The organism is Segatella paludivivens DSM 17968 = JCM 13650, assembly GCF_000373185.1.
In the GTDB taxonomy this organism is placed as follows: Bacteria; Bacteroidota; Bacteroidia; order Bacteroidales; family Bacteroidaceae; genus Prevotella; species Prevotella paludivivens.
Genome location: NZ_KB890632.1, coordinates 34811 through 61114, shown reverse-complemented (window position 1 = coordinate 61114; position 26304 = coordinate 34811). Strand labels below are relative to the sequence as shown.

The window sequence follows — 26304 nt, the reverse complement described above, 5'->3', positions numbered from 1 at the left end:
TTACTTAGATTATAGTTGCGTTACCACCTACTGCCTTAATAGCTTCTTCGGCAGTCTTAGAGAATGCATTTGCTTCAACTTCTAGTTTAGCTTTCAACTCACCATTACCAAGAACCTTTACAAGGTGCTTGCCGTTAGTAAGACCGGCTTCTTTAAGTTCCGCAATGCCAATCTTTGTGAGGTTCTTTTCCTCTGCGATTTTCTGTAGAACAGAAAGGTTTACTGCGAAATATTCTTTATGGTTGATATTCTTGAAACCAGCCTTAGGAATACGGCGCTGAAGGGGCATCTGACCACCTTCAAAACCAATCTTTCTCTTATAACCAGAACGAGATTTAGCACCCTTATTACCACGTGTAGAGGTACCACCCAGTCCAGAACCCGTACCACGACCAATACGACGACGTGTATGTGTAGAGCCCTCAGCTGGTGTTAAATTATTTAATTTCATAATCGACTCGATATTAAAAGATTAATTATTCAACTACGTTAACCAGGTGATGAACCTTGCGGATCATACCACGGATACTAGGAACGTCCTCAACTTCAACAACCTGAGAGATCTTATGAAGACCCAGGGCAAGAAGTGTGCGCTTCTGATCAACTGGATAACCGATTTTACTCTTTATCTGCTTGATTTTTATTGTTGCCATTGTTTACTTCTCCTATTAACCGTTAAATACTTTATCCATACTAATGCCACGATTACCTGCTATTGTATAAGCATCACGCATCTGTGACAAAGCGGCGATTGTAGCCTTTACAAGGTTGTGAGGGTTAGATGAGCCTTTAGACTTTGCGATAACATCTGTAACACCAACACTCTCTAGAACAGCACGCATAGCACCTCCAGCCTTTAGACCAGTACCAGCAGCAGCTGGCTTCAAGAGAACCTGAGCACCACCAAATGAAACCTCTATCTCATGAGGAACAGTACCTTTAAGTACAGGAACCTTCACTAGATTTTTCTTTGCAGCCTCTACACCCTTAGCTATAGCAGAAGTAACTTCACCAGCCTTACCTAAGCCCCAGCCGATAACGCCCTTACCATCACCTACAACGACGATAGCAGAGAATGTGAATGTACGACCACCCTTTGTAACCTTAGTTACACGGTTGATAGCAACCAAACGATCTTTCAGTTCTGAGTCACTATTTACTTTTACTTTATTCATTGCCATAATCGTTTAGAATTTTAATCCTCCCTCTCTAGCTGCGTCAGCAAGAGCTTGAACGCGACCATGATAGAGATAGCCATTACGGTCGAAAACTACAGACTCAACACCTGCGGCCTTTGCTTTTTCAGCAACAAGCTCACCAACTTTCTTAGCTTGATCAACCTTAGCCAATTTTTCTAGACCAAGAGATGAAGCTGCAACAAGTGTCTTACCTGTCAAATCATTAATTACCTGAGCGTATATCTGCTTGTTAGAGCGGAAAACACTAAGACGTGGACGCTCAGCTGTTCCGTTTACACTCTTACGAATGCGGAACTTTATCTTAATTCGTCTTTCTACTTTCTTTGTTGTCATAATCGTAAAATCAATTAAAATTACTTAGCTGCAGCTGTCTTACCAGACTTTCTGCGAATAACCTCACCCTGAAACAGGATACCCTTTCCTTTGTAAGGTTCAGGCATACGGAAAGAACGAATTTTTGCACAAATAAGACCCAACAATTGCTTGTCAGTAGACTCAAGTGTAAGAATTGGATTCTGGTTTCTTTCAGACTTAGTCTCAACCTTAACCTCTGTAGGAAGTTCCATAAAGATTGGGTGTGTATAACCAAGTGAAAATTCAATGACATTACCCTGATTTGACACACGGTAACCTACACCTACAAGCTCCAAAACTTTCTTATAACCTTCACTTACACCAATAACCATATTGTTAACCAATGAGCGGTAGAGACCATGAAAAGCCTGCTTCTGCTTAACGTTAACTGGGCTATTCTCATCAACTGCGAATGTAATAGTTCCTTCGTTGTTATCTACAATAATAGAAGGATCAATTTTCTGTAAAAGTTCTCCCTTAGGACCTTTAACTGTAATAACGTTGGTTTTCTTATCAAAACTAACAGTAACACCTGCAGGGATACTAATTGGCAATTTACCTATTCTTGACATATAAAATCCTCCAATTAATAAATATAGCAAAGAACTTCACCACCGATCTTAAGATCAGCAGCTTCCTTGTTAGTCATTACACCTTTAGATGTAGATAATATTGCAATACCTAATCCGTTAATTACTCTCGGCATGTCTTTATAACCGGTATACTGACGCAAACCTGGTGTAGACACGCGCTTCAAACTCTTGATTGCGCTCTGCTTTGTTGAAGGGTCGTATTTTAAAGCGACCTTGATTGAACCCTGAGGTCCTTCCTCGATGAACTTGTAGTTCAAGATGTAACCTTTTTCAAAAAGGATCTTTGTAATCTCTTTTTTCAAGTTAGATGCAGGAACCTCAACAACACGATGATGAGCCATAATTGCATTTCTGAGCCTTGTCAGATAATCTGCTATTGGATCTGTCATAAAATATAAATGTTTAATTAATCGGGATACCCCGACAATATTAAAAAAAATTCGGATGAATCATGAAAAAGTGCTAGTGAAAAGGTATATGCCAAAGCATTAATCCTTATCACTAATCACAATGTCATTATCATTACCAGCTAGCCTTCTTAACTCCAGGAATCAAACCAGAAGATGCCATTTCACGGAACTGAATACGAGAAAGACCGAACTGACGGATATATCCTTTAGGACGACCTGTAATCTTGCAACGGTTGTGAAGACGAATTGGATTTGAATTCTTAGGTAAACCCTGCAACTTACGAGCTGCCTCATAAGCTTCTCCAGGATCCTCAGAAGTAGCGATAATCTTTTTAAGAGCTGCGCGCTTTTCAGCGAAACGAGCAACTAGCTTTGCACGCTTGATTTCGCGAGCTTTCATTGATTCTTTTGCCATATTCCTTAATCGTTTTTAACGTTCTTGAATGGAAGACCGAAGGCCTTAAGAAGAGCATAACCTTCTTCATCAGTATTAGCTGATGTTACGAAAGTAATGTTCATACCCTGGATACGGTCAATCTCATCGATATTTATCTCAGGAAAGATAATCTGCTCAGTAATACCCAAAGTGTAGTTACCACGACCATCAAACTTGCTTTCAATACCCTTGAAGTCACGGATACGTGGAAGAGATACGCGTATGAGCTTCTCAAGGAATTCATACATGCGTGCACCACGAAGTGTAACCATAACACCGATAGGCATCTTCTTACGAAGTTTGAAGTTAGCGATATCCTTCTTAGAATATGTAGCTACAGCCTTCTGACCTGTGATAGCAGTAATCTCATTAACCGCAACATCGACAATTTTCTTGTCCTGTGTAGCGTCACCAAGACCTTGATTGATAACAATCTTCTTCAAAACAGGGATCTGCATTGTTGAAGAATAGTTAAACTGCTTTTGAAGTTCAGGAGCTATTGTCTCCTTGTATACTTTCTTTAACTGTGCTGTATCCATTATTTGATTTCCTCCCCTGACTTTTTAGCGATGCGAATCACATTCTTGCCATCATGCTTGATAGCAACACGAGTAGCCTTACCACTCTTAGGATCGATCAGACTGAGATTTGAAATATGAATTGAAGCCTCTTGCTTAATAATACCTCCTTGAGGATTTTTAGCTGAAGGCTTAGTGCTCTTAGACACGAGGTTTACCCCCTCGACGATAGCACGGTTCTTTTCAACCAACACCTTGAGCACCTTACCAGTCTTGCCCTTGTCACCACCGGCAAGAACAACTACTGTGTCGTCTTTCTTTATATGTAACTTACTCATTACTTACTTGTTTTATGATTAATTAAAGAACCTCAGGTGCCAAAGATACGACTTTCATGTTTACTGCACGAAGCTCACGAGCTACAGGGCCGAAGATACGACTACCGCGAAGTTCACCAGCATTATTGAGCAATACACATGCGTTATCATCGAAACGGATATAAGAACCATCAGCACGACGAATTTCCTTCTTTGTGCGTACGATCAAAGCCTTTGATACTGCACCTTTTTTCAAATCGCTAGAAGGTATGACGTTTTGTACAGCAACTACTATAACGTCACCAACACTAGCATAACGACGACCGGTACCACCGAGAACACGGATGCATTTAGCCTCACGTGCGCCGCTGTTATCACATACTGTAAGTTTTGATTCTGCCTGTATCATAATTACTTAGCTTTTTCTACAATTTGTACTAATCTCCATCTCTTTGTCTTAGATAGAGGACGAGTTTCCATAATCTGCACTGTATCACCTACATTTGCTTCATTATTCTCGTCATGAGCATGGTACTTTTTTGTCTTCTGGACAAATTTACCATAAATAGGGTGCTTCTCTTTGAACTTAGAGGCAATAACAATGGTTTTATCCATTTTGTTGCTGACAACAACACCCTGTCTTACTTTTCTTAAATTTCTTGTTTCCATCTGGACCATTATTATTTATTAAGTTCTCTCTGACGAAGTTCTGTTTCAATACGTGCTATGTCACGACGAGCAGCCTTAATCTGTGATGGATTCTCAAGAGGAGCTATTGAATGGTTCAACTTCATTTGATTGAGTTTTGCCTTTGATGTCTCCAACTTTTCTGCCAATCCCTTGACATCAAGTTCTTTTAATTCTTTAATCTTCATAGTTTAAGCGTTTTTATCGAAATCACGTCTAACAACAAACTTTGTCTTGACAGGAAGCTTCTGAGCAGCAAGGCGAAGCGCCTCTTTAGCGATATCAAAAGAAACTCCCTCTACTTCAAAGAGGATACGTCCCGGTGTTACTGGTGCAACCCATCCAGCAGGATCACCCTTACCTTTACCCATACGGACATCAGCAGGTTTACGAGTGATTGGTTTATCAGGGAAGATTCTTATCCAAACCTGTCCCTGACGATTCATATAGCGGTTTACAGCTACACGAGCTGCCTCTATCTGACGACTATTAATCCATTTTGACTCAAGAGTCTTGATGCCAAACGAACCAAAAGCCAATTGTGTACCTCTGTGCGCGTTACCTTTATTACCGCGACCATCTTGAGGTCTTCTATATTTTACTCTTTTTGGCTGTAACATGATAGCTTCTACTTTTAACGGTTATTGTTTCTCTTACGATTACCGCCGCGACCATTACGGCCACCATTAGAACGGCCACCATTTTGCTTCTCCTGAGTAAAGTTAGGTGTTAAGTCACGCTTGCCATAAACTTCTCCACGGCAAATCCAAACCTTAATACCCAGAAGACCAACCTTAGTGAGGGCTTCTGCCTGACAGTAATCGATGTCTGCGCGGAAAGTGTGCAATGGGGTACGACCCTCTTTGAACATTTCCTTACGAGCCATTTCAGCTCCGTTCAGACGACCTGTAATTTGAACCTTTATACCTTCTGCTCCTGCGCGCATTGTATTTTGAACAGCCATTTTAATTGCACGACGGTAAGATATCTTACCTTCAACCTGGCGTGCTATGCTGTTACCAACTATGTTTGCATCAAGCTCTGGTCTCTTAACTTCAAAGATGTTAATTTGAATATCCTTATTATAGAGTTTCTTCAACTCTTCCTTAAGTTTATCAACATCCTGACCACCTTTACCAATGACGATACCCGGACGGGCTGTACAAATAGTGATGGTGACGAGTTTCAGTGTACGCTCGATGACAATGCGAGAAACACTAGCCTTAGCTAGGCGCTCATTAAGATACTTGCGGATTTTGCGATCCTCAACGAGGCTATCTCCGAAGTTCTTGCCACCAAACCAATTTGAATCCCAACCACGGATAATACCAAGTCGGTTGCTTATTGGATTAACTTTCTGTCCCATTCTATTAATTATTTATCGTCGTTAGTTTTGGCTTCTACAAACAAAGTGACGTGATTAGAACGCTTACGAATTCTAAAACCACGACCCTGTGGTGCAGGTCTCATACGTTTCATAGTAACACCTCCGTCAACGAAGACCTTACTAATATAAAGTTCACCATCTTCAGCCTTGCGGTCATTTTTATTCTCCCAGTTAGCAATTGCTGAGCGTAACAGCTTCTCAACGTCTGCAGCAGCCTGTTTCTTAGAGAACTTAAGTACTCCGAGAGCGCGGTTAACTTCCATACCACGAATCATGTCTACAACGTAGCGCATTTTACGTGGAGAAGAAGGAACGCCTTTGAGCTTAGCGAAGTACAAATTTTTGCGAGCTTCCTTTAATTTTTCAGCTGCGATATGTTTTCTTGCTCCCATTATTTATTCTAATTTGTTAAATGGTTTAAACCCGCTTACTTTCTATTGTTACCAGAGTGTCCGCCGAAACGACGTGTTGGTGCAAACTCTCCGAGCTTGTGACCAACCATGTTCTCAGTAATGTAAACAGGGATAAATTTGTTTCCGTTATGAACTGCAACAGTGTGTCCCACAAAATCAGGGGAAATCATTGATGCTCTAGCCCATGTTTTAACAACACTCGCCTTACCGCTCTCGTTCATAGCGAGAACCTTCTTTTCGAGTGATACGTTTATGTATGGACCTTTTTTTAATGAACGACTCATAATTTACTCTTTATTTTTTGTTAGCTCTTTCGATAATATACTTGTTTGAAAGCTTCTTCGGTGCACGAGTCTTAAGACCCTTTGCGTAAAGACCCTTACGAGAACGTGGATGACCACCACTCTGACGACCTTCACCACCACCCATTGGGTGATCAACAGGGTTCATAACAACGCCACGGTTATGTGGGCGACGACCCAACCAACGAGAGCGACCAGCCTTACCAGACTGTTCCAATGCGTGGTCAGAATTACCAACACTACCAATAGTAGCTTTACAAGCACTCAAAATCTGGCGTGTTTCACCAGAAGGGAGCTTAATAACACAATAACTGCCCTCACGAGAAGTCAACTGAGCAAAATTACCAGCCGAACGAACTAACAACGCACCCTGTCCTGGACGTAATTCAATGTTATGAATTACTGTACCAACAGGAATGTTAGCAAGAGGAAGAGTATTACCAATTTCAGGAGCAGCATCTGCGCCAGACATCAGAGTAGTACCTACCTGCAGTCCATTAGGAGCAATAATGTAACGTTTTTCACCATCTGCGTAATAAAGAAGAGCAATACGAGCTGATCTGTTTGGATCATACTCAATTGTCTTAACTACAGCAGGAACACCATCTTTCTCACGTTTAAAGTCTATCAGACGAAACTTCTGCTTATGACCACCACCAATATAGCGAACGGTCATTTTACCAGTGTTGTTTCGACCACCAGTTGAGCGTTTGCCGTAAACGAGAGACTTCTCTGGCACGGATGCAGTAATATCCTCGAACGTGCCAATAACTTTGTGTCTTTGTCCCGGTGTAACCGGGTTTAATTTACGTACTGCCATTTTTTATTTAAATATTGCTGTAAAAATCAATTGTATCGCCATCCTTTACAGTGACGATTGCTTTTTTGAACGCATTCTTCTGACCCTTAACGAGTCCAGCCTTTGTAAAGCGGCTAGAACGCTTTCCGGCGTAACGAAGAGTGTTCACATCTACTACTGTAACATTATACAGACCTTCGACCTCTTTCTTAATTTGGAGTTTATTAGCCTCAGGTCGAACGATGAAGCCATAACGGCTAGCGTTCTTCTCCGTGATATTGGTCTGCTTTTCAGTAACCAATGGTTTTATAATAAATGCCATATTCTAATTTCTCCTTTTTTACTTTGTTAAGATACCGTCGATAGCCTTTAGTGAGCTTTCTGTTATAACCAAGACTTCAGCATTCAAAACTTTATACGAATTGAGCGTTGAAGCAGTCATTACATCAGCACGCTTTAAGTTACGAGCAGACAAATATACGTTTTTATTAACTTCTGGCAAAACAACAAGTGCCTTCTTGCCATCAACTTTAAGATTTTTAGCAAAATTTACAAAATCTTTAGTTTTTGGAGCTTCAAAGTTGAAGTCTTCAACTACAACTATAGCACTTTCCTGAGCCTTATATGAGAGTGCAGACTTACGAGCAAGAACTTTTACTTTCTTGTTTAATTTAAAGTCATAATTACGTGGTTTTGGACCGAAAACACGACCACCACCAACAAGAATTGGTGAATTGATATCACCACGACGAGCACCGCCGCCACCTTTTTGACGACCAAGTTTGCGAGTAGAACCACTTATTTCACTTCTTTCCTTAGATTTAGCAGTACCCTGACGCTGTTGTGCAAGATATTGTTTTACATCAAGATAAAGAACGTGATCGTTAGGTTCAATTCCGAAGATAGCCTCATTAAGAGTTACCTTTCTTCCGGTCTCCTGACCATTTATATTTAAAACGCTAACTTCCATTACTTATTGATTAAAACGGTTGAACCATTACATCCAGCAACTGAACCCTTAACAAGAAGGAGATTATGCTCTGGAATTACCTTTAACACCTGGAGATTCTGAGTAGTAACACGGTCACCACCCATTTGACCACCCATGCGCATGCCCTTAAACACCTTTGCAGGATAAGAACAAGCACCAATAGATCCCGGTTTACGAGCTCGGTCATCCTGACCGTGGGTACTTTGACCTACACCAGCAAAACCGTGGCGCTTAACAACACCCTGGAAACCTTTACCTTTAGAGGTACCAACGATGTCTACAAACTTAGCATCAGCGAAAAGTTCAACAGTAATAGTATCGCCGAGGTTATGCTCCTCGTCAAACTTGAACTCGGCCAAGTGCTTCTTTGGTGTTGTGCCAGCTTTCTTAAAGGCTCCCATCATTGGCTTAGAAGTACGATTCTCCTTAGCCTCTCCGTAACCTAATTGAACAGCTTTGTAACCATCAGTCTCTTCTGTTTTGATCTGAGTTACAACACAAGGACCAGCTTCGATAACAGTGCACGGTACATTCTTACCGTCGGCGCTGAAAACGGATGTCATTCCGATTTTTTTTCCAATTAATCCTGGCATTTCAATAAAAATTTAAAAGATTAATACTAAACTTAATAAAATTAGACCTTAATTTCAACTTCTACGCCTGATGGCAAATCAAGTTTCATCAAAGCATCAACAGTTTTTGCTGTAGAACTATAGATATCAATAAGACGCTTGAAATCTGAGAGCTGGAACTGCTCACGAGCTTTCTTATTAACGAAAGTACTACGGTTCACTGTGTAGATACGCTTGTGAGTTGGCAATGGAATAGGACCGCTAACAATAGCGCCTGTAGCCTTAACAGCCTTCACAATCTTTTCAGCTGACTTATCAACCAACATGTGGTCATAAGACTTCAGCTTAATTCTAATTTTCTGACTCATTGTTTAATTTAATTATAAATGTATTAATAAAGAAGTAAGAAGATTGTCGCTTAAGAGTCATTCGCTAAGCGACTCTCCCCTGACTTTAATATTCTTTACAGTAGTTCTGAGTGTCCATGAGCTTCCTCTAGGACAGCCTTAGCTATTGTTGTAGATACAGGTGCGTGATGATCGTACTCCATTGAAGAAGTAGCGCGACCTGAAGTGATTGTACGCAAAGCTGTTACATAGCCGAACATTTCTGCCAATGGAACCATAGCCTTAACAATACGTGCACCACTACGAGCCTCTTCCATACCCTGAACGAGACCACGACGCTTATTCAAGTCACCGATAACATCACCCATGTTCTCTTCAGGAGTAACAACCTCAACCTTCATGATTGGTTCCATAAGAACAGGACCAGCCTTAGGGCAAAGAACTTTAAATGCCTGATGAGCTACTAGTTCAAAAGACAACTGATCAGAGTCAACTGGGTGGAAGCTACCATCAGAAAGAGTAACCTTAAGACCAGTCATAGGGAAACCTCCAAGAACACCATTAGACAAACAATCAGCAAAACCTTTCTGTACAGATGGTATGAATTCCTTAGGAACATTACCACCCTTTACAGCATTAACGAATTGTAAATCGCCTTCCTTATAATCATCGTCCTTAGGACCAATAGTAACATCGATACAAGCGAACTTACCACGACCACCAGACTGTTTCTTATAAGTTTCACGGCTTTGTGCTGTGCGAGTAATAGCCTCCTTATAATTAACCTGTGGCTTACCCTGATTACATTCAACCTTGAACTCGCGCTTAAGACGGTCAATAATGATATCAAGGTGAAGTTCACCCATACCAGAAATGATAGTCTGACCGCTCTGTTCATCAGTACGAACTGTAAATGTTGGATCCTCTTCTGCAAGTTTAGCAAGACCAGTATCCATCTTAGCGACATCAGCCTGGCTCTTTGGTTCAACAGCAACAGAGATTACAGTATCAGGGAATGTCATTGACTCAAGAACGATAGGATGATCCTCATCGCAAAGAGTATCACCAGTACGAATATCCTTAAAACCTACACCTGCGCCGATATCACCAGCGTCAATAGACTCCATTGGAATTTCCTGCTTTGAGTTCATCTGGAACAAACGGCTGATGCGCTCACGCTTACCAGAACGAGGATTGTATACATATGAACCTGCAGCAATTTTACCTGAATATACACGGAAGAAAACTAGACGTCCCATAAATGGGTCGGTAGCAATCTTAAATGCAAGAGCTGATGTTGGCTCTTCTTCTGTTGGCTTACGACCCTCTTCCTCATCAGTATCAGGATTAGTACCAAGAATAGCTTCTGTATCAAGTGGAGAAGGCAAAAATGCACAAATATAATCAAGAAGTGGCTGTACGCCCTTGTTCTTATATGAAGAACCAAGAAGCATAGGAGTTAGTTCCATAGAGATAGTACCCTTACGGATAGCAGCAATCAACTTATCTGTTGGAACGTCTTTACCGTCAAGGTAAAGTTCCATAACATCATCATCAAAATTAGCTGCATTCTCTATCATCTTATCATGCCATTCAGTAGCTTCGTCAAGAAGTTCTGCAGGTATATCTTCTACATCATACTCAGCACCCATTGTCTCGTCATGCCAAAGAATAGCCTTCATGGTGATAAGATCTACAACACCTTTGAAGTTCTCTTCAGCACCGATAGGAATCTGAATTGGGCAAGGGTTTGCGCCAAGAACAGTTTTCATCTGGCGAACAGTTTCATAGAAATCTGCACCAGAACGGTCCATTTTATTAACATAACCGATACGAGGAACGTTGTATTTGTCAGCCTGACGCCAAACAGTCTCTGACTGAGGTTGAACACCATCAGCAGCAGAATATGTAGCAACAGCACCGTCAAGTACACGAAGAGAACGTTCTACCTCAGCGGTAAAGTCAACGTGTCCTGGAGTATCAATCAAGTTAATCTTGTATGAGTTATTTTCGTAATTCCAGTTACAAGTGGTAGCCGCAGAAGTAATAGTTATACCACGCTCCTGCTCCTGAGCCATCCAGTCCATTGTAGCCGCACCATCATGAACCTCACCAATTTTATGAGTTTTACCAGTGTAAAACAAGATACGTTCAGACGTTGTCGTCTTACCCGCATCAATGTGAGCCATAATACCGATGTTACGAGTTAAATGTAAATCGCGATTTGCCATTTTCTTTTTACCTTTATATGATTAGAATCTGAAATGAGCGAATGCACGGTTAGCCTCAGCCATACGATGCATATCTTCCTTACGCTTAAATGCGCCACCCTGATTGTTATAAGCGTCCATGATTTCGGCAGCTAGCTTCTCAGCCATTGACTTACCACCACGCTTACGTGCAAACTGGATTAGGTTCTTCATTGAAATACTTTCCTTACGGTCAGGGCGTATTTCTGTTGGTACCTGGAATGTAGCACCACCAATACGGCGGCTTTTTACCTCAACCTGAGGAGTGATGTTATCAAGAGCCTGCTTCCATATTTCAAGAGCTGGTTTCTCTTCTTTTGCCATCTTATCCTTTACAGTATCAAGAGCCTTGTAAAAGATTTCATAAGATGTATTCTTCTTACCATCATACATCAAATGATTAACGAACTTTGAGACCTTTTGGTCATTGTAAACTGGATCCGGAAGGATCACGCGTTTCTTTGGTTTTGCTTTTCTCATTTTGTTTGAAAAATAAATTCTGCATGGGGCTGTTTCTTACTGTCCTTCAATGTTCGCTCCCGAACATTTACTCAACCTGTTATTAACAATATCTCCAGCAAAACGGATAAAAATTTCTTTAATTTCAGAATTACTTCTTAGCTGCCTTTGGACGTTTAGCACCATACTTAGAACGACGCTGAGTACGATTAGCAACACCTGCGGTATCAAGAGTACCACGAACGATGTGATAACGTACACCTGGAAGGTCCTTTACACGACCACCACGTACAAGAACGATTGAGTGCTCCTGAAGGTTATGTCCTTCTCCTGGAATGTAAGAGTTCACTTCCTTCTGGTTTGTCAAACGTACACGTGCAACCTTACGCATTGCTGAATTAGGCTTCTTAGGTGTTGTGGTGTAAACACGAACACAAACACCGCGGCGCTGAGGGCAGTTGTCCAAAGCTGGTGACTTGCTCTTGTCAACAATCACCTTTCTGCCTTTTCTTACTAACTGTGAAATAGTAGGCATAATTTTACTTTTTTAATTTATATATTTATTTTATTATTGTCACTTAATACGAAATCAGGCATCAAAACATGCCCATTTCGGGCTGCAAAGGTACGAACAAAACTTTGAATTACCTAATTATAAAGAATGCGAAAAGTCTATATCTTACTGAAATTAGCAAGATATAGACTTTATTAACATTTATTTTAGAAATGAAATAAATCTATGACTCTTTTTTAGGTAAATCAAACGGAGCGATAATACCAGAGTGCTGTTCTGGTATAACAATTTTACCAAATTGCTGTTCGTACTTATACACATTTTCCTGCAAAGCCTGAAGTAAACGCTTAGCATGCTCTGGAGCCATTATTACACGAGCATTTATCTCTGGCTTTGGTAGACCTGGTAGTATACTGGCAAAGTCAAGAACAAAGTCTGAACTTGAATGTGTTATTAGCGCAAGATTGGCATAAACACCCTTTGCAACATCTGGTTTTAATTCTATCTGTAATCCCTGATTTTTATTATCTTCCATAACTATTAATAATCGAAAGGTTTATTATATATACAAAGGTACGGAAAAACTTTCGCACACACAAGAAAACAAACAAAATTATTAACTACTTATTTGCATTAGTATAATACTATTTCTAGTTTGGGGAATGATAATTTTTTACTTAAGTATTTATATTGCCACATCAAAAAGCAATGTTTAAGATAATATATCTAAAGGAATAAAATACAAAACATATATTATCTGTGACAAAAGAATAAGTATCATACAGATAATATAAATGGTATAGTTCATACTTCATATCATTCATGTCCAATTGAATATAAAATTACGATGGAAATATGTGTGCCCTATAAAATTAACTAGAGTGTCCACTGAAAGTAGATTAGCTTATAACGTAGCAAATGATAAAATAAATGTTTAGAGCTTAGATTTTTCGGTAATGATTTAAATTTCGCACATTTGGGTAGCTTACCTATTTTTTGTGTGTTTTAAGCGAAGCAATAATAACCTTATATAATAAAAAGAGTAGGCAACAATAAATGCTGCCTACTCTAGTATATTAATCCATATCGTTATTATTCTGTAACTACCCCGTGTTCAGCGAAGTCAAGAACATTTTTACGATTAGCTTGCATACGTTCATACTCTTCTTTTGAACCGACAACAAGTTTATCCCATTGACGAAGTCCAGTACCAGCAGGTATCAAATGTCCACAAATAACATTTTCCTTCATACCTTCAAGCTTATCCTGCTTACCACGAATGGCAGCCTCATTAAGGACCTTTGTTGTTTCCTGGAAAGAAGCGGCACTCATAAAACTCTTAGTTGCAAGAGCGGCACGAGTAATACCTTGCAGAATCTGAGTAGATGTTGCAGGGACAGCATCACGCACCTGAACGAGTTTGAGATCGCGACGTTTCAGAGAAGAGTTCTCATCACGCAATTTACGTGCAGTAACAATCTGACCTGGTTTCATAACATCAGAATCACCAGCATCCATGACAACCTTCTTGCCCCAAATACGATCATTCTCTTCTGCGAAATCCAACTTATCAGCCAATTCCTGCTCCAAGAATGAGGTATCACCTGGATCATCGATACGAACCTTACGCATCATCTGACGAACGATAATTTCAAAGTGCTTATCATTAATCTTAACACCCTGTAGACGATAAACGTCCTGAACCTCATTCACAATATATTCCTGCACAGAAGTAGGACCCTTAATTGCAAGGATATCACCAGGAGTGATAACACCATCAGAAAGAGGTGTACCAGCACGAACAGCATCATGTTCCTGAACAAGAATCTGCTTAGACAATGATACTAGATATTTCTTTTGATCACCAGTCTTTGAAGTTACGATTATCTCGCGGTTACCTCTCTTAACCTTACCCATTGTTACTTCACCATCAATTTCAGAAACGACAGCTGGGTTAGAAGGATTACGAGCCTCAAACAACTCTGTTACACGAGGCAGACCACCAGTGATATCACCAGCACCACCAACTGCACGTGGAATCTTAACGATAGTCTCACCAGTACTAACTGTTGCACCATCTTCAATAACAACGTGACCACCTACAGGGAAGTTATATGTACCAATAACATTACCGTCTGCATCAAGAATATCACATGTAGGAACCTTTGAACGGTCCTTAGAATCAGTAATAATCTTTTCTGTCAAACCGGTTGTATCATCGGTTTCGGCATGGAAGGTAATACCCTCGATAACATCATTGAATCTCAATGTACCTGCATACTCAGTAACGATAACGGCATTGAATGGGTCCCATTTTGCAATTAGATCACCCTTCTTTACCAAGTCACCCTGACCGAAATAAAGTGAAGAACCGTAAGGAACATTAAGAGTACTTAGTACTATATTTGTGTTTGGATCGATGAAACGAATCTCAGCAAGACGGCTTACAACCATTTTGCAATCCTTATCGTCCTCGTTCTTAAATGGAACAGTACGAATTTCATCAAATTCTACCTTACAATCATTCTTAGCCACGATACTTGCATTTGCAGCTGCGTTACCAGCAACACCACCAGCGTGGAAAGTACGAAGTGTAAGCTGTGTACCAGGTTCACCAATAGCCTGAGCAGCGATAACACCGACAGCCTCACCTAACTGAACCATTCTTGCAGTAGCAAGGTTACGTCCATAACACTTCATACATACACCATGCTTGCTTTCACAAGTAAGAACTGAACGGATTTCAACCATTTCAATTGGAGACTCGTCAATGATTTTAGCTTTAGCCTCATTGATTTCCTCACCAGCATGAACTATAATTTCGCCAGTTGTAGGAAGAACAATATCATGAACAGAAACACGTCCAAGAATACGTTCATATAATGTAGAGATAATTTCGTCACCATTCTTTAGAGCACGACACTCAAGACCACGAAGTGTACCACAATCTTCCTCTGTGATAATAACATCATGAGAGACGTCAACAAGACGACGAGTCAGGTATCCAGCATCGGCTGTCTTCATAGCAGTATCAGCAAGACCCTTACGAGCACCATGTGAAGAGATGAAGTATTCCAACACAGACATACCTTCCTTAAAGTTAGAAAGAATTGGGTTTTCAATAATCTGCTGTCCTTCAGCACCAGCCTTTTGAGGCTTTGCCATAAGACCACGCATACCTGAAAGCTGCTTAATCTGGTCTTTAGAACCACGGGCTCCAGAATCAAGCATCATATATACAGCATTGAATCCCTGATCAGCTTCGGTCATCTCTTTCATCAAGACATTACCAAGGTCATTATTAACGTGAGTCCATGCATCAATTACCTGATTATAACGCTCAGTATCAGTGATGAAACCCATTTCATAGTTTGCCTTTATCTGATCAACTTCTTCCTGACCTTTGCCTACAATGTCTGCCTTTTCCTCTGGTATGATAATATCATCCAAGTTAAATGAAAGACCAGCAACATAAGACATGCGGTAACCCAAGTTCTTGATTCCATCAAGGAAAGAACAAGCACGAGCCATACCAACAGCCTTGATAACATCAGAAATGATGCCACGAAGTGTTTTCTTTGAAATGATATCATTAAAGAAACCTACTTCATCAGGAATAATCTGGTTTACGATAACACGTCCTACAGTTGTTTCAACCATATGACGAACTGGTTTGCCATCAACAACATCATCAACTATACACTTTACACGTGCATGTAGTTCACAACGTCCCTCGTTGTTGGCAATCATAGCCTCCTCTGGTCCGTAGAAATTAAGTCCCTCACCCTTAGCACCAGGACGCACCTTTGTAATGTAATACAAACCAAGCACCATATCCTGTGAAGGTACTGTAATAGGCGCACCATTTGCAGGATTCAGAATATTATGGCTTTGCAGCATAAGAATCTGTGCCTCAAGTACAGCCTCATTACTTAATGGAAGATGGACAGCCATCTGGTCACCATCAAAGTCAGCGTTGAAAGCAGTACATGCAAGTGGATGAAGCTGGATAGCTTTACCTTCTATAAGTTTTGGCTGGAAAGCCTGAATACCAAGACGGTGAAGTGTCGGCGCACGGTTAAGCATTACAGGGTGTCCCTTCATTACATTTTCAAGGATATCCCAGATAACCGGTTCACGGCGATCAACAATCTTCTTTGCACTCTTAACAGTCTTTACTATACCACGCTCAATAAGCTTACGTATAATAAACGGCTTATATAGTTCGGCTGCCATTAATTTTGGAAGACCGCACTCACCCATTTTCAATTCAGGACCTACAACAATTACAGAACGTGCAGAATAGTCAACACGCTTACCAAGCAAGTTCTGACGGAAACGTCCCTGTTTACCTTTCAGTGAATCAGAAAGAGACTTCAAAGGACGATTACTTTCACTCTTAACAGCTGAAGACTTACGTGAGTTGTCAAACAAAGAATCGACAGCTTCCTGAAGCATACGTTTCTCATTACGCAAGATAACCTCAGGAGCCTTAATTTCCATAAGTCTCTTAAGACGATTGTTACGTATAATAACACGACGATATAAGTCGTTAAGGTCAGATGTAGCAAATCTACCACCATCAAGTGGTACAAGTGGACGCAACTCAGGAGGAGTTACAGGGATAATCTTCATTATCATCCACTCTGGTTTATTGAATTCCCTTGATGCACGGAATGCCTCAACAACCTGTAGACGCTTCAAAGCCTCTGTCTTACGCTGCTGGCTACCATCATTGTTAGCACGGTCACGCAATTCATAGCTCAAGCCGTCAAGGTCAATATTTACTAACAAATCATAAATTGCTTCAGCACCCATTTTAGCGATAAACTTATTAGGGTCGCTGTCATCAAGATATTCATTGTTAGGATCTATTTTATTGTCAAGGATATCAAGATATTCATCCTCAGAAAGGAGATCCATCTTGTGAGAACCGTTAAGTTCCAAACCATCAGCATCCTTCTTTCCCTCCATAGCACCTGCCTTGATAACGATATACTTTTCGTAGTATACCACAGCATCAAGTTTCTTTGTAGGAAGTCCCAACAGATAACCTATCTTGTTAGGTAAAGAGCGGAAATACCAGATATGAGCAACTGGGACAACGAGTTCGATATGTCCTGAACGTTCACGACGAACCTTTTTCTCAGTTACCTCTACACCGCATCGATCACATACTATACCTTTATAACGAATACGCTTGTACTTACCGCAGGCACATTCATAATCACGGGTAGGACCGAAAATGCGCTCACAGAATAGACCGTCACGTTCAGGCTTATATGTGCGATAATTAATGGTTTCAGGTTTTGTAACCTCGCCATACGAATTTTCCAAGATCTCCTCCGGAGAAGCAAGACCTATAGTAATCTTCGTAAAATTATTTTTAACTTTTGTATCTTTCTTAAAAGCCATATTTATCTTTTGATTAGGGTGTTCACATTAATCGAGTTTGATACTTAAACCAAGACCACGGAGTTCGTGCAGCAACACGTTCAGTGACTCTGGAATACCAGGAGTTGGCATAGGATCTCCCTTGACAATTGCCTCATAAGCCTTGCTACGACCAACAGTGTCGTCAGACTTAAGAGTAAGGATTTCCTGAAGAACATGGCTAGCACCAAATGCCTCAATAGCCCAAACCTCCATTTCACCAAAACGCTGACCTCCGAACTGAGCCTTACCACCAAGTGGTTGCTGAGTAATAAGAGAGTAAGGACCGATAGAACGAGCATGCATCTTATCCTCAACCATGTGTCCGAGTTTCAAGAAGTAAGTTACACCAACAGTTGCAGGCTGGTCAAACTTCTCACCAGTTTCACCGTCATAAAGATATGTAGAACATAGATTTGGCAGTCCAGCCTTATCTGTCCATTCCTTCAAGTCGGCAAGTTTAGCACCATCAAAGATAGGGGTAGCAAATTTACATCCCAACTTTTGTCCAGCAGCACCAAGAATAGCCTCGAATATCTGTCCCAAGTTCATACGAGAAGGCACACCCATTGGGTTAAGTACCAAGTCAACAGGACGTCCGTCAGCCATAAATGGCATATCCTCTGTACGCACGACCTTAGAAACGATACCCTTGTTACCGTGTCGACCGGCAAGTTTATCACCAACCTGAATCTTACGTTTCTTAGCTACATAAACCTTTGCCATCTGAAGAATACCAGAAGGAAGTTCATCACCAATAGATATAGCGAACTTCTTACGTTTCATCTCTGCATCAAGAAGTTTATACTTACGTATATAGTTCATGATAAGCATCTGAATCAAGCCATTAGTATGTTCGTCTTCTGTCCAGTTATTACTTTGAATTCCATCATACTCAAGGTTTTTAAGTGCAGTCTTAGTGAACTTACTACCCTTTGTGATGATTTCAGCATCAGTATAATCTTTAACACCCTGACAAATCTCACCTTCAGTAAGAGTCATCAATTTGTCTACTAAGATATCTTTCAAGTCATCATTCTTTGCCTCATACTCTTCATCAATCTTTGCAAGGATTACCTTATCCAGCTTCTTTGACTCACGAGTCTTTATAGCGCGAGAGAACAACTTTTTATCAATAACAACACCGCTCAATGAAGGATTAGCTTTCAATGAAGAATCCTTAACATCACCAGCCTTGTCACCGAAAATAGCACGAAGTAACTTCTCTTCTGGAGAAGGATCACTCTCACCCTTAGGTGAAATCTTGCCGATAAGGATATCGCCTGGCTCAACACGAGCACCAACACGAATTACACCATTATCATCAAGATCCTTTGTAGCTTCTTCGCTTACATTTGGAATATCAGAAGTGAATTCCTCAACACCACGCTTTGTCTCACGTACGTCAAGAGAGTATTCATCTACATGTACAGATGTCAACACATCATCACGAACCATACGCTCAGAGACAACAACAGCATCCTCATAGTTATATCCCTTCCAAGGAATATAAGCAACAAGCAAGTTGCGACCTAGTGCTAATTCACCATTTTCTGTAGCATAACCTTCTGTAAGAATATCACCAGCCTTAACACGCTGTCCCTTACTACAAATAGGACGAAGGTCGATAGTCATATTCTGGTTAGTACGGCGGAACTTAGGAATACGATATTCCTTAAGAACAGGCTCGAAACTAACAAATTCTTCTTCTTCAGTACGATCGTAAAGAATACGAATAGTTGTTGCGTCTACATATTCAATAACACCATCACCTTCAGCAGTAATCATTGTACGTGAATCTTCGCAAACCTGCTTTTCAAGACCTGTACCTACGATTGGAGCATCATTATGAATAAGTGGAACTGCCTGACGCATCATATTACAACCCATCAGCGCACGGTGACCATCATCATGCTCCAAGAATGGAATAAGTGATGCAGAAACAGAAGCTATCTGCTGTGGAGAAACATCAACCAAGTCAACCTGATCAGGTGAAACAACAGGGTAGTCAGCATCCTGACGACACTTAACAGTATCCTTAATAAATGTACCCTCAACAGTTAGAGGAGCATTACCCTGACCGATAATTTTCTCTTCCTCTTCCTCAGCTGTAAGATAAATCACATCTTCGTTCTTCATATCAACCTTAGCGTCTGTAACTGTTCGATAAGGAGTGATAATAAATCCAAGATCGTTTATCTTAGCATATATACATAATGAAGAAATAAGTCCAATGTTTGGTCCTTCAGGACTCTCAATAGGACAAAGACGACCATAGTGAGTATAGTGCACATCACGAACCTCAAATCCGGCGCGTTCACGAGAAAGACCGCCAGGACCTAAGGCTGACAAACGACGCTTGTGAGTAACCTCAGCAAGTGGGTTAGTCTGGTCCATGAACTGACTTAGAGGGTTAGTTCCAAAGAAAGAATTTATTACGCTTGATATTGTCTTAGCGTTAATCAAATCAGTAGGAGTGAACACCTCGTTGTCGCGTACATTCATACGCTCACGGATTGTGCGACTCATACGTGCAAGACCAATAGCAAACTGATTAGCCAATTGTTCACCAACTGTGCGTACACGGCGGTTACTCAAGTGGTCAATATCATCAACAGTTGCGTTAGAATTAACCAACTGAATAAGATACTTAATAATCTCAATAATATCATCCTTGGTCAAAACACGTGTATCCATGTCTGTAGTAAGACCAAGTTTTTTGTTGATTCGGTAGCGACCTACCTCACCAAGATCATAACGCTTATCAGAGAAGAACAAGTTCTGGAATACTTCACGAGCACTTGCATCATCAGCTGGATCAGCATTACGCAACTGGCGGTAGATATAATTAACAGCCTCTTTTTCAGAGTTGCTAGGATCCTTTGCTAATGTATTAAAGATGATAGTATACTTATTAGCAGCCTCCTCATCCTTGTGAAGCAAGATAGAAGAAGCACCGCTCTCAAGAATTTCATCAATATTATCCTCAGTAAGTTCTGTCTCACGCTCCATGATAACCTCATTGCGCTCAATAGAAACAACCTCACCCGTATCCTCATCAACGAAGTCCTCGTTCCAACTCTTCAAGACACGAGCCGCAAGTTTGCGACCGATAGCTGCCTTGATATTTTTCTTGTTAACTTTAACTTCCTCTGCAAGATCAAATATTTTCAGAATATCCTTATCCTGCTCATATCCCATCGCACGGAGAAGAGTTGTAACAGGTAATTTCTTCTTACGGTCAATATAAGCATACATGACATTATTAATGTCAGTAGCGAATTCAATCCAAGAACCCTTAAATGGGATAATGCGGGCACTATAAAGGACAGTACCGTTAGCATGCACACCCTGACCAAAGAAAACACCTGGAGAACGATGTAACTGTGAAACTACAACACGCTCAGCACCATTGATTACAAAAGTACCGTTCTGTGTCATATATGGAATAGTACCCAAGAATACATCTTGAATAAAAGTACCAAAATCCTCATGATCAGGATCAGTACAGTACAGTTTCATCTTAGCCTTCAAAGGTACACTATATGTAAGACCACGCTCAAGACACTCATCAATAGAATATCTAGGCGGATCAATAAAGTAATCCAAGAACTCAAGAACGAAATTATTACGCGTGTCGGTTATAGGGAAGTTTTCAGCGAAAACTTTATATAGACCGTCATTCTTGCGTTCCTCAGGCGGAGTGTCCAACTGTAAGAAGTCGCGGAAAGACTTCAACTGCACATCGAGAAAATCCGGATATGGTAGCGGATTATGCACGCTGGCAAAATTTACTCTGTTATCAACAACTTTTGTCATAAAGTAATATTTAATTGGCCCTACCGGGCTATAAGCTTTATCAGCCTAATAAGGCTAATTATGTATAAAAGACACAAAAAGGTTAGGACCAACCTACTTGGAAGATCCTAACCGTATTTCTAATGAAAGATGTAATTCTGAATTACTTCAGCTCTACCTTAGCACCAGCCTCTTCGATAACCTTCTTAAGGTTCTCAGCCTCGTCCTTAGCAACGCCTTCCTTAACAGTAGCAGGAGCACCGTCTACGATGTCCTTAGCTTCCTTAAGACCTAGGCCACAAGCTTCTTTAACAGCCTTTACAACCTGGAGCTTTGTAGCGCCTACCTCAACGAGAACTACGTCGAAAGAAGACTTCTCCTCAGCTGCAGCTGCACCAGCAGCAGGACCAGCAGCTACAGCAACAGCTGCTGCAGCAGGCTCAATACCATACTCGTCCTTAAGGACTGTTGCCAACTCATTTACTTCTTTAACAGTAAGATTTACTAATTCTTCTGCAATAGCTTTAACGTCTGCCATTTTATTCTAAATTTTAATTGTTCTTGTTAAAAATAATATTTTTGACTCTAATAATTGAATATATGTTCAATCAGAATTATTCAGGACGCTCACCTAAAGTCGTAAGCACACCATGGATGGTGTTTGCGCCTGATTGAAGAGCTGAAACAACGTTCTTTGCAGGAGACTGCAACAGAGAGATAATCTCTGCGATAACTTCGTTCTTGCTCTTAAGAGCTGCAAGCTCAGGGAGTTTATTAGCACCAACGTAGATGCTTTCCTCAACATAAGCAGCCTTGAGTGCAGGAATTTCTTCCTTCTCGTATTCTTTTAGCAACTTAGCTGGAACGTTAGCTGTATTTGTGAACATTACAGCTGTAGTACCCTTAAGTGCTACATATAAAGGCTCAAAATCAATATCTGAAGCCTCGAAAGCCTTGTGAAGAAGAGTATTCTTCACAACAACCATCTTAATTTCACTCTTGAAGCACTTGCGACGGAGATTACTTGTAGCCTCAGCGTTCAATCCGGTAACATCTACCAAATAGAAGTGAGGGAATTCACCCAACATCTTACCAAGTTCAACAATAATAGTATCTTTTACTTCTTTCTTCATTGTACAAAACTTTTAGAGTGATTCAACTGATTTAGGATCAATTTTGATACCCTTACTCATAGTGCTAGAAATAAAGATACTCTTAATATATGTACCTTTAGCAGCAGCAGGTTTCAATTTGATAACTGTAAGAATAAATTCCTTAGCGTTACCATAAATCTGCTCAGTAGTCATATTAACCTTACCGATAGAAGTATGGATAATACCAGCCTTATCTACCTTAAAGTCTATTTTACCTTGCTTTACTTCTTTTACTGCCTTAGCAACGTCCATAGTTACAGTGCCACTCTTAGGGTTTGGCATCAAGCCACGAGGACCAAGGATACGTCCAATAGGTCCAATCTTACCCATACATGAAGGCATAGTAATGATGACATCAATGTCTGTCCAACCACCTTTGATTTTCTCGACATATTCATCAAGACCAACATAGTCAGCACCAGCTTCCTTAGCGGCAGCTTCCTGATCAGGAGTACAGAGAGCAAGCACACGTGTAGTCTTACCAGTTCCGTTTGGCAGTGAAACAACACCGCGAACCATCTGGTTAGCCTTACGTGGGTCTACGCCCAGACGTACATCAATATCAAGAGACGCATCAAACTTTGTTGTGGTAATTTCCTTAACAAGTTCTGAAGCTTCTTTCAATGTGTATGCCTTCCCTGCTTCAACCTTTTCAGCTACTGATTTTTGATTTTTTGTCAGTTTACTCATTTTTTTAATTGAAGTTATAAATTATTCACCAGGGAAGTCCCCTTTTACAGTAATACCCATACTACGAGCAGTACCAGCAATCAGCTTCATAGCAGACTCAACAGTAAAACAATTGAGGTCTGTCATTTTGTCTTCAGCAATACCCTTAATCTGTTCCCAAGTTACAGAAGCAACTTTTTGACGATTAGGCTGAGATGAAGCAGTCTTAATCTTAGCAACCTCTTTCAACTGAACAGCTGCAGGAGGAGTTTTGATTATGAAGCTAAATGACTTGTCTGTATAGTAAGTAATAACAACAGGTAGGATCTTACCTGCCTTATCCTGGGTACGGGCGTTAAACTCCTTGCAGAATCCCATAATATTGATACCCTTAGATCCCAATGCAGGACCTACTGGTGGTGAAGGATTCGCAGCGCCACCCTTAATCTGTAATTTGATTAAACCAGCAACTTCTTTAGCCATTTTTTTGTTAATATTAAAAATTAAATTTGTATAAAGGTCAGTTAACTTCCGTAACGAGGACTAACCTTCCTTTTCAACTTGCATAAAACCGAGTTCTAGCGGAGTCTTACGTCCGAAGATCTTGACCATCACTTTCAGTTTGTGTTTATCAGCATTTACCTCTTCGATAACACCGCTAAAGCCACTGAATGGACCATCTATAACCTTTACCATTTCGTCAACAGTATAAGGGATATCAATGTTATCCTCTATTTCTGTTACCTCGGCAGTACCGAGCATACGATTGATTTCAGATTGTGGGACGGGTGACGGTTCATCTAATCCTCCAAGGAAACCTAAACAGTTAGGGATAAAGCGCAAAGTATGCGCAACATCACCAACAAGGTTAGCCTCAACAAAGATATAGCCAGGGAGAGAAATTTTCTCCTTAACCACTCTTTTGCCATTACACAAGGAAGCATGCTTCTCTGTTGGTATTAATACCTGAGAGACATGCGAGTTGAGCAACTCGTTGTGTTTCATTTCGGCTTCAATGTATTCTTTCAACTTAGCCTCTTTTCCACTAACAGCGCGAAGCACATACCATTTATTTCCTGTTTCAGCCATTTTCCTAAAAAAATTAATTTGGATAGATTGTACTCATCACAAACCTAAACACACTGTCCATTGCGAACACCACAAGAGCAATGACAAGGGAAGCAGATAATACAACCATTGCACTGTGAGTAAGTTCGGCACGTGTCGGCCAAGTAGTTTTATGCGCAAGCTCATCATAACAAGCCTTGCAATAATTTACTATCTTTTTAAACATATTATCTTCTTATTAGCACGGAAAGCAGGACTCGAACCTACGACCCTCGGTTTTGGAGACCGATGCTCTACCAACTGAGCTATTCCCGTAGATGAGGTTCCCGGCGAAGCGGGAACTTCATTTTATTTAGAGTTACGAATTAGTCTTCGAGAATCTCTGTAATCTGACCTGAACCTACAGTACGACCACCTTCACGGATAGCGAAACGAAGTCCTGGATTGATTGCGACAGCGTAGATAAGTTCTACATTGATCTCAACGTTATCACCAGGCATTACCATTTCAACACCCTCTGGAAGAGTAATTTCACCAGTACAGTCCATAGTACGAAGATAGAACTGAGGACGATACTTGTTTCCAAATGGAGTATGACGACCACCTTCTTCTTTCTTCAATACATAGATAGAAGCCTTGAACTTCTTGAAAGGTTTGATCTGACCTGGATGGCAAAGAACCATACCACGCTTAATTTCAGCCTTATCAATACCACGAAGAAGCAAACCAACATTATCACCGGCCATACCTTCGTCAAGAATCTTACGGAACATTTCAACGCCAGTTACAACTGACTTCTTATCTTCACCAAGACCCAATAGTTCAACTTCATCACCTACCTTAATAATACCAGTCTCAATACGACCTGTAGCAACAGTACCACGACCTGTGATTGAGAATACATCCTCAACTGGCATCAAGAATGGTTTATCTGTAGCGCGAGGAGGTTCCTGAATCCACTCATCAACAGTGTTCATGAGTTCCATAACCTTATTTACCCACTTTTCAACACCGTTCAAAGCACCAAGTGCAGAACCGCGAATGATAGGAGTGTCCTCTTCAAAATCATACTGTTCAAGGATTTCGCGAACTTCCATTTCTACAAGTTCTAGCATTTCCTCATCCTCAACCATATCACACTTGTTCAAGAATACAACAAGACGTGGTACGTTTACCTGACGAGCGAGCAATACGTGCTCACGAGTCTGAGGCATAGGACCATCAGTAGCAGCTACAACCAAAATAGCACCATCCATCTGAGCAGCACCAGTAACCATGTTCTTTACATAGTCGGCGTGTCCCGGACAGTCTACGTGAGCGTAGTGACGCTTAGCTGTCTCATACTCAATGTGCGCTGTATTAATAGTAATACCACGCTCTTTCTCCTCAGGAGCATTATCAATCTGATCGAAAGACTTAATTTCTTCAGAACCAAATCCTGCCTCTGAAAGGACCTTAGAAATGGCAGCTGTCAAAGTAGTCTTACCGTGGTCTACGTGACCAATTGTACCAATGTTAACATGCGGCTTGGTACGCTGGAATGTCTCTTTAGCCATAGCTTATTGTTTTATTTATATAAATGAATATCTTTTATTATATTGTTTTTCTTCAGTTACCAAAAGAAGTAGGACTGAA

General features: G+C 40.7%; 34 protein-coding genes and 1 tRNA gene. All 35 read right to left on the bottom strand.

The genetic code is table 11. The features are described from left to right. Window positions 1–4: 4 nt before the first annotated feature. Window positions 5–451, bottom strand: a complete 447-nt coding sequence (gene rplO / locus B045_RS0103765) for a 50S ribosomal protein L15 (protein WP_018462936.1) — start codon at window positions 449–451, stop codon at window positions 5–7. 25 nt (window positions 452–476) lie between these two features. Next, complete coding sequence (gene rpmD / locus B045_RS0103760; protein ID WP_018462935.1) at window positions 477–653, bottom strand: 50S ribosomal protein L30; 177 nt, start codon at window positions 651–653, stop codon at window positions 477–479. A gap of 15 nt (window positions 654–668) precedes the next feature. Then, entirely contained in the window at window positions 669–1181 is a 513-nt protein-coding gene (gene rpsE / locus B045_RS0103755) for a 30S ribosomal protein S5 (protein ID WP_025883846.1), read from the bottom strand. Between the two features lie 6 nt (window positions 1182–1187). Then, a complete protein-coding gene (gene rplR, locus B045_RS0103750) occupies window positions 1188–1532 on the bottom strand; it encodes a 50S ribosomal protein L18 (protein ID WP_018462933.1) in 345 nt (114 codons plus the stop codon). 20 nt (window positions 1533–1552) lie between these two features. After that, window positions 1553–2125, bottom strand: coding sequence for a 50S ribosomal protein L6 (gene rplF, locus B045_RS0103745; protein ID WP_018462932.1), 573 nt, complete (start codon window positions 2123–2125; stop codon window positions 1553–1555). A gap of 14 nt (window positions 2126–2139) precedes the next feature. Then, window positions 2140–2535, bottom strand: a complete 396-nt coding sequence (gene rpsH, locus B045_RS0103740) for a 30S ribosomal protein S8 (RefSeq protein ID WP_018462931.1) — start codon at window positions 2533–2535, stop codon at window positions 2140–2142. A gap of 133 nt (window positions 2536–2668) precedes the next feature. Then, entirely contained in the window at window positions 2669–2971 is a 303-nt protein-coding gene (gene rpsN, locus B045_RS0103735; protein ID WP_025883844.1) for a 30S ribosomal protein S14, read from the bottom strand. A 5-nt stretch (window positions 2972–2976) separates the two neighbouring features. Beyond that, window positions 2977–3531: a 50S ribosomal protein L5 gene (gene rplE / locus B045_RS0103730; protein ID WP_018462929.1), complete on the bottom strand. Its 555-nt coding sequence runs from the start codon at window positions 3529–3531 to the stop codon at window positions 2977–2979. Continuing rightward, the gene (rplX, locus tag B045_RS0103725; RefSeq protein WP_018462928.1) at window positions 3531–3848 is read right to left on the bottom strand and encodes a 50S ribosomal protein L24; all 318 of its coding nucleotides are present in this window, start codon (window positions 3846–3848) and stop codon (window positions 3531–3533) included. Before rplX ends, rplE begins: the two co-directional genes overlap by 1 nt. 22 nt (window positions 3849–3870) lie before the next feature. Then, entirely contained in the window at window positions 3871–4236 is a 366-nt protein-coding gene (rplN, locus tag B045_RS0103720) for a 50S ribosomal protein L14 (RefSeq protein WP_018462927.1), read from the bottom strand. A 2-nt stretch (window positions 4237–4238) separates the two neighbouring features. Next, a complete protein-coding gene (gene rpsQ, locus B045_RS0103715) occupies window positions 4239–4505 on the bottom strand; it encodes a 30S ribosomal protein S17 (RefSeq protein WP_018462926.1) in 267 nt (88 codons plus the stop codon). A 2-nt stretch (window positions 4506–4507) separates the two neighbouring features. Continuing rightward, the gene (rpmC, locus tag B045_RS0103710) at window positions 4508–4702 is read right to left on the bottom strand and encodes a 50S ribosomal protein L29 (protein ID WP_018462925.1); all 195 of its coding nucleotides are present in this window, start codon (window positions 4700–4702) and stop codon (window positions 4508–4510) included. Between the two features lie 3 nt (window positions 4703–4705). Continuing rightward, a complete protein-coding gene (gene rplP, locus B045_RS0103705) occupies window positions 4706–5134 on the bottom strand; it encodes a 50S ribosomal protein L16 (protein ID WP_018462924.1) in 429 nt (142 codons plus the stop codon). 14 nt (window positions 5135–5148) lie between these two features. After that, window positions 5149–5880: a 30S ribosomal protein S3 gene (gene rpsC / locus B045_RS0103700; RefSeq protein ID WP_018462923.1), complete on the bottom strand. Its 732-nt coding sequence runs from the start codon at window positions 5878–5880 to the stop codon at window positions 5149–5151. An 8-nt stretch (window positions 5881–5888) separates the two neighbouring features. Continuing rightward, window positions 5889–6293, bottom strand: a complete 405-nt coding sequence (rplV, locus tag B045_RS0103695) for a 50S ribosomal protein L22 (RefSeq protein ID WP_018462922.1) — start codon at window positions 6291–6293, stop codon at window positions 5889–5891. A gap of 35 nt (window positions 6294–6328) precedes the next feature. After that, window positions 6329–6598: a 30S ribosomal protein S19 gene (gene rpsS, locus B045_RS0103690; RefSeq protein ID WP_018462921.1), complete on the bottom strand. Its 270-nt coding sequence runs from the start codon at window positions 6596–6598 to the stop codon at window positions 6329–6331. 10 nt (window positions 6599–6608) lie between these two features. Next, a complete protein-coding gene (gene rplB, locus B045_RS0103685; RefSeq protein ID WP_018462920.1) occupies window positions 6609–7436 on the bottom strand; it encodes a 50S ribosomal protein L2 in 828 nt (275 codons plus the stop codon). 7 nt (window positions 7437–7443) lie between these two features. After that, complete coding sequence (gene rplW, locus B045_RS0103680) at window positions 7444–7737, bottom strand: 50S ribosomal protein L23 (protein ID WP_018462919.1); 294 nt, start codon at window positions 7735–7737, stop codon at window positions 7444–7446. Between the two features lie 18 nt (window positions 7738–7755). Continuing rightward, window positions 7756–8385 (bottom strand): 50S ribosomal protein L4, encoded by a 630-nt coding sequence (rplD, locus tag B045_RS0103675; protein ID WP_018462918.1) that lies wholly within the window; start codon window positions 8383–8385, stop codon window positions 7756–7758. Then, window positions 8385–8999 carry a 50S ribosomal protein L3 gene (gene rplC, locus B045_RS0103670; protein ID WP_018462917.1) on the bottom strand — a complete coding sequence of 205 codons (615 nt, stop codon included), beginning with the start codon at window positions 8997–8999 and terminating at the stop codon, window positions 8385–8387. The genes rplD and rplC overlap by 1 nt, the downstream gene beginning before the upstream one ends. 41 nt (window positions 9000–9040) lie before the next feature. Beyond that, on the bottom strand, window positions 9041–9346 hold the full coding sequence (rpsJ, locus tag B045_RS0103665) for a 30S ribosomal protein S10 (RefSeq protein WP_018462916.1): 306 nt from the start codon (window positions 9344–9346) through the stop codon (window positions 9041–9043). Between the two features lie 95 nt (window positions 9347–9441). Then, entirely contained in the window at window positions 9442–11556 is a 2115-nt protein-coding gene (fusA, locus tag B045_RS0103660) for an elongation factor G (protein WP_025883835.1), read from the bottom strand. A gap of 21 nt (window positions 11557–11577) precedes the next feature. Beyond that, on the bottom strand, window positions 11578–12054 hold the full coding sequence (gene rpsG, locus B045_RS0103655) for a 30S ribosomal protein S7 (RefSeq protein ID WP_018462914.1): 477 nt from the start codon (window positions 12052–12054) through the stop codon (window positions 11578–11580). 130 nt (window positions 12055–12184) lie between these two features. Further along, window positions 12185–12568 (bottom strand): 30S ribosomal protein S12, encoded by a 384-nt coding sequence (gene rpsL, locus B045_RS0103650; protein ID WP_018462913.1) that lies wholly within the window; start codon window positions 12566–12568, stop codon window positions 12185–12187. Between the two features lie 202 nt (window positions 12569–12770). Beyond that, the gene (locus tag B045_RS0103645) at window positions 12771–13082 is read right to left on the bottom strand and encodes a DUF3467 domain-containing protein (RefSeq protein ID WP_018462912.1); all 312 of its coding nucleotides are present in this window, start codon (window positions 13080–13082) and stop codon (window positions 12771–12773) included. A gap of 557 nt (window positions 13083–13639) precedes the next feature. Then, a complete protein-coding gene (gene rpoC / locus B045_RS0103640; protein WP_018462911.1) occupies window positions 13640–17962 on the bottom strand; it encodes a DNA-directed RNA polymerase subunit beta' in 4323 nt (1440 codons plus the stop codon). 27 nt (window positions 17963–17989) lie between these two features. Further along, window positions 17990–21799: a DNA-directed RNA polymerase subunit beta gene (gene rpoB / locus B045_RS0103635; RefSeq protein ID WP_018462910.1), complete on the bottom strand. Its 3810-nt coding sequence runs from the start codon at window positions 21797–21799 to the stop codon at window positions 17990–17992. A 142-nt stretch (window positions 21800–21941) separates the two neighbouring features. Next, entirely contained in the window at window positions 21942–22316 is a 375-nt protein-coding gene (gene rplL, locus B045_RS0103630; RefSeq protein WP_018462909.1) for a 50S ribosomal protein L7/L12, read from the bottom strand. Window positions 22317–22392: 76 nt separating this feature from the next. Next, entirely contained in the window at window positions 22393–22911 is a 519-nt protein-coding gene (gene rplJ, locus B045_RS0103625) for a 50S ribosomal protein L10 (RefSeq protein ID WP_018462908.1), read from the bottom strand. A 12-nt stretch (window positions 22912–22923) separates the two neighbouring features. Next, window positions 22924–23622 carry a 50S ribosomal protein L1 gene (rplA, locus tag B045_RS0103620; protein ID WP_018462907.1) on the bottom strand — a complete coding sequence of 233 codons (699 nt, stop codon included), beginning with the start codon at window positions 23620–23622 and terminating at the stop codon, window positions 22924–22926. Between the two features lie 21 nt (window positions 23623–23643). After that, window positions 23644–24084 carry a 50S ribosomal protein L11 gene (rplK, locus tag B045_RS0103615; RefSeq protein ID WP_018462906.1) on the bottom strand — a complete coding sequence of 147 codons (441 nt, stop codon included), beginning with the start codon at window positions 24082–24084 and terminating at the stop codon, window positions 23644–23646. 60 nt (window positions 24085–24144) lie between these two features. After that, on the bottom strand, window positions 24145–24690 hold the full coding sequence (nusG, locus tag B045_RS0103610) for a transcription termination/antitermination protein NusG (RefSeq protein ID WP_018462905.1): 546 nt from the start codon (window positions 24688–24690) through the stop codon (window positions 24145–24147). A 13-nt stretch (window positions 24691–24703) separates the two neighbouring features. Then, window positions 24704–24895, bottom strand: coding sequence for a preprotein translocase subunit SecE (gene secE, locus B045_RS0103605; RefSeq protein WP_018462904.1), 192 nt, complete (start codon window positions 24893–24895; stop codon window positions 24704–24706). Between the two features lie 16 nt (window positions 24896–24911). Next, window positions 24912–24984 (bottom strand) — tRNA-Trp (locus B045_RS0103600). Window positions 24985–25034: 50 nt separating this feature from the next. Continuing rightward, on the bottom strand, window positions 25035–26225 hold the full coding sequence (gene tuf, locus B045_RS0103595; protein WP_018462903.1) for an elongation factor Tu: 1191 nt from the start codon (window positions 26223–26225) through the stop codon (window positions 25035–25037). Between the last annotated feature and the right edge of the window lie 79 nt (window positions 26226–26304).

What these genes read in the sequence shown, in the direction of transcription:
- rplO (WP_018462936.1), bottom strand. Translation starts at nt 451, where the DNA reads ATGAAATTAAATAATTTAACACCAGCTGAGGGCTCTACACATACACGT.
- rpmD (WP_018462935.1), bottom strand. Translation starts at nt 653, where the DNA reads ATGGCAACAATAAAAATCAAGCAGATAAAGAGTAAAATCGGTTATCCA.
- rpsE (WP_025883846.1), bottom strand. Translation starts at nt 1,181, where the DNA reads ATGGCAATGAATAAAGTAAAAGTAAATAGTGACTCAGAACTGAAAGAT.
- rplR (WP_018462933.1), bottom strand. Translation starts at nt 1,532, where the DNA reads ATGACAACAAAGAAAGTAGAAAGACGAATTAAGATAAAGTTCCGCATT.
- rplF (WP_018462932.1), bottom strand. Translation starts at nt 2,125, where the DNA reads ATGTCAAGAATAGGTAAATTGCCAATTAGTATCCCTGCAGGTGTTACT.
- rpsH (WP_018462931.1), bottom strand. Translation starts at nt 2,535, where the DNA reads ATGACAGATCCAATAGCAGATTATCTGACAAGGCTCAGAAATGCAATT.
- rpsN (WP_025883844.1), bottom strand. Translation starts at nt 2,971, where the DNA reads ATGGCAAAAGAATCAATGAAAGCTCGCGAAATCAAGCGTGCAAAGCTA.
- rplE (WP_018462929.1), bottom strand. Translation starts at nt 3,531, where the DNA reads ATGGATACAGCACAGTTAAAGAAAGTATACAAGGAGACAATAGCTCCT.
- rplX (WP_018462928.1), bottom strand. Translation starts at nt 3,848, where the DNA reads ATGAGTAAGTTACATATAAAGAAAGACGACACAGTAGTTGTTCTTGCC.
- rplN (WP_018462927.1), bottom strand. Translation starts at nt 4,236, where the DNA reads ATGATACAGGCAGAATCAAAACTTACAGTATGTGATAACAGCGGCGCA.
- rpsQ (WP_018462926.1), bottom strand. Translation starts at nt 4,505, where the DNA reads ATGGTCCAGATGGAAACAAGAAATTTAAGAAAAGTAAGACAGGGTGTT.
- rpmC (WP_018462925.1), bottom strand. Translation starts at nt 4,702, where the DNA reads ATGAAGATTAAAGAATTAAAAGAACTTGATGTCAAGGGATTGGCAGAA.
- rplP (WP_018462924.1), bottom strand. Translation starts at nt 5,134, where the DNA reads ATGTTACAGCCAAAAAGAGTAAAATATAGAAGACCTCAAGATGGTCGC.
- rpsC (WP_018462923.1), bottom strand. Translation starts at nt 5,880, where the DNA reads ATGGGACAGAAAGTTAATCCAATAAGCAACCGACTTGGTATTATCCGT.
- rplV (WP_018462922.1), bottom strand. Translation starts at nt 6,293, where the DNA reads ATGGGAGCAAGAAAACATATCGCAGCTGAAAAATTAAAGGAAGCTCGC.
- rpsS (WP_018462921.1), bottom strand. Translation starts at nt 6,598, where the DNA reads ATGAGTCGTTCATTAAAAAAAGGTCCATACATAAACGTATCACTCGAA.
- rplB (WP_018462920.1), bottom strand. Translation starts at nt 7,436, where the DNA reads ATGGCAGTACGTAAATTAAACCCGGTTACACCGGGACAAAGACACAAA.
- rplW (WP_018462919.1), bottom strand. Translation starts at nt 7,737, where the DNA reads ATGGCATTTATTATAAAACCATTGGTTACTGAAAAGCAGACCAATATC.
- rplD (WP_018462918.1), bottom strand. Translation starts at nt 8,385, where the DNA reads ATGGAAGTTAGCGTTTTAAATATAAATGGTCAGGAGACCGGAAGAAAG.
- rplC (WP_018462917.1), bottom strand. Translation starts at nt 8,999, where the DNA reads ATGCCAGGATTAATTGGAAAAAAAATCGGAATGACATCCGTTTTCAGC.
- rpsJ (WP_018462916.1), bottom strand. Translation starts at nt 9,346, where the DNA reads ATGAGTCAGAAAATTAGAATTAAGCTGAAGTCTTATGACCACATGTTG.
- fusA (WP_025883835.1), bottom strand. Translation starts at nt 11,556, where the DNA reads ATGGCAAATCGCGATTTACATTTAACTCGTAACATCGGTATTATGGCT.
- rpsG (WP_018462914.1), bottom strand. Translation starts at nt 12,054, where the DNA reads ATGAGAAAAGCAAAACCAAAGAAACGCGTGATCCTTCCGGATCCAGTT.
- rpsL (WP_018462913.1), bottom strand. Translation starts at nt 12,568, where the DNA reads ATGCCTACTATTTCACAGTTAGTAAGAAAAGGCAGAAAGGTGATTGTT.
- B045_RS0103645 (WP_018462912.1), bottom strand. Translation starts at nt 13,082, where the DNA reads ATGGAAGATAATAAAAATCAGGGATTACAGATAGAATTAAAACCAGAT.
- rpoC (WP_018462911.1), bottom strand. Translation starts at nt 17,962, where the DNA reads ATGGCTTTTAAGAAAGATACAAAAGTTAAAAATAATTTTACGAAGATT.
- rpoB (WP_018462910.1), bottom strand. Translation starts at nt 21,799, where the DNA reads ATGACAAAAGTTGTTGATAACAGAGTAAATTTTGCCAGCGTGCATAAT.
- rplL (WP_018462909.1), bottom strand. Translation starts at nt 22,316, where the DNA reads ATGGCAGACGTTAAAGCTATTGCAGAAGAATTAGTAAATCTTACTGTT.
- rplJ (WP_018462908.1), bottom strand. Translation starts at nt 22,911, where the DNA reads ATGAAGAAAGAAGTAAAAGATACTATTATTGTTGAACTTGGTAAGATG.
- rplA (WP_018462907.1), bottom strand. Translation starts at nt 23,622, where the DNA reads ATGAGTAAACTGACAAAAAATCAAAAATCAGTAGCTGAAAAGGTTGAA.
- rplK (WP_018462906.1), bottom strand. Translation starts at nt 24,084, where the DNA reads ATGGCTAAAGAAGTTGCTGGTTTAATCAAATTACAGATTAAGGGTGGC.
- nusG (WP_018462905.1), bottom strand. Translation starts at nt 24,690, where the DNA reads ATGGCTGAAACAGGAAATAAATGGTATGTGCTTCGCGCTGTTAGTGGA.
- secE (WP_018462904.1), bottom strand. Translation starts at nt 24,895, where the DNA reads ATGTTTAAAAAGATAGTAAATTATTGCAAGGCTTGTTATGATGAGCTT.
- tuf (WP_018462903.1), bottom strand. Translation starts at nt 26,225, where the DNA reads ATGGCTAAAGAGACATTCCAGCGTACCAAGCCGCATGTTAACATTGGT.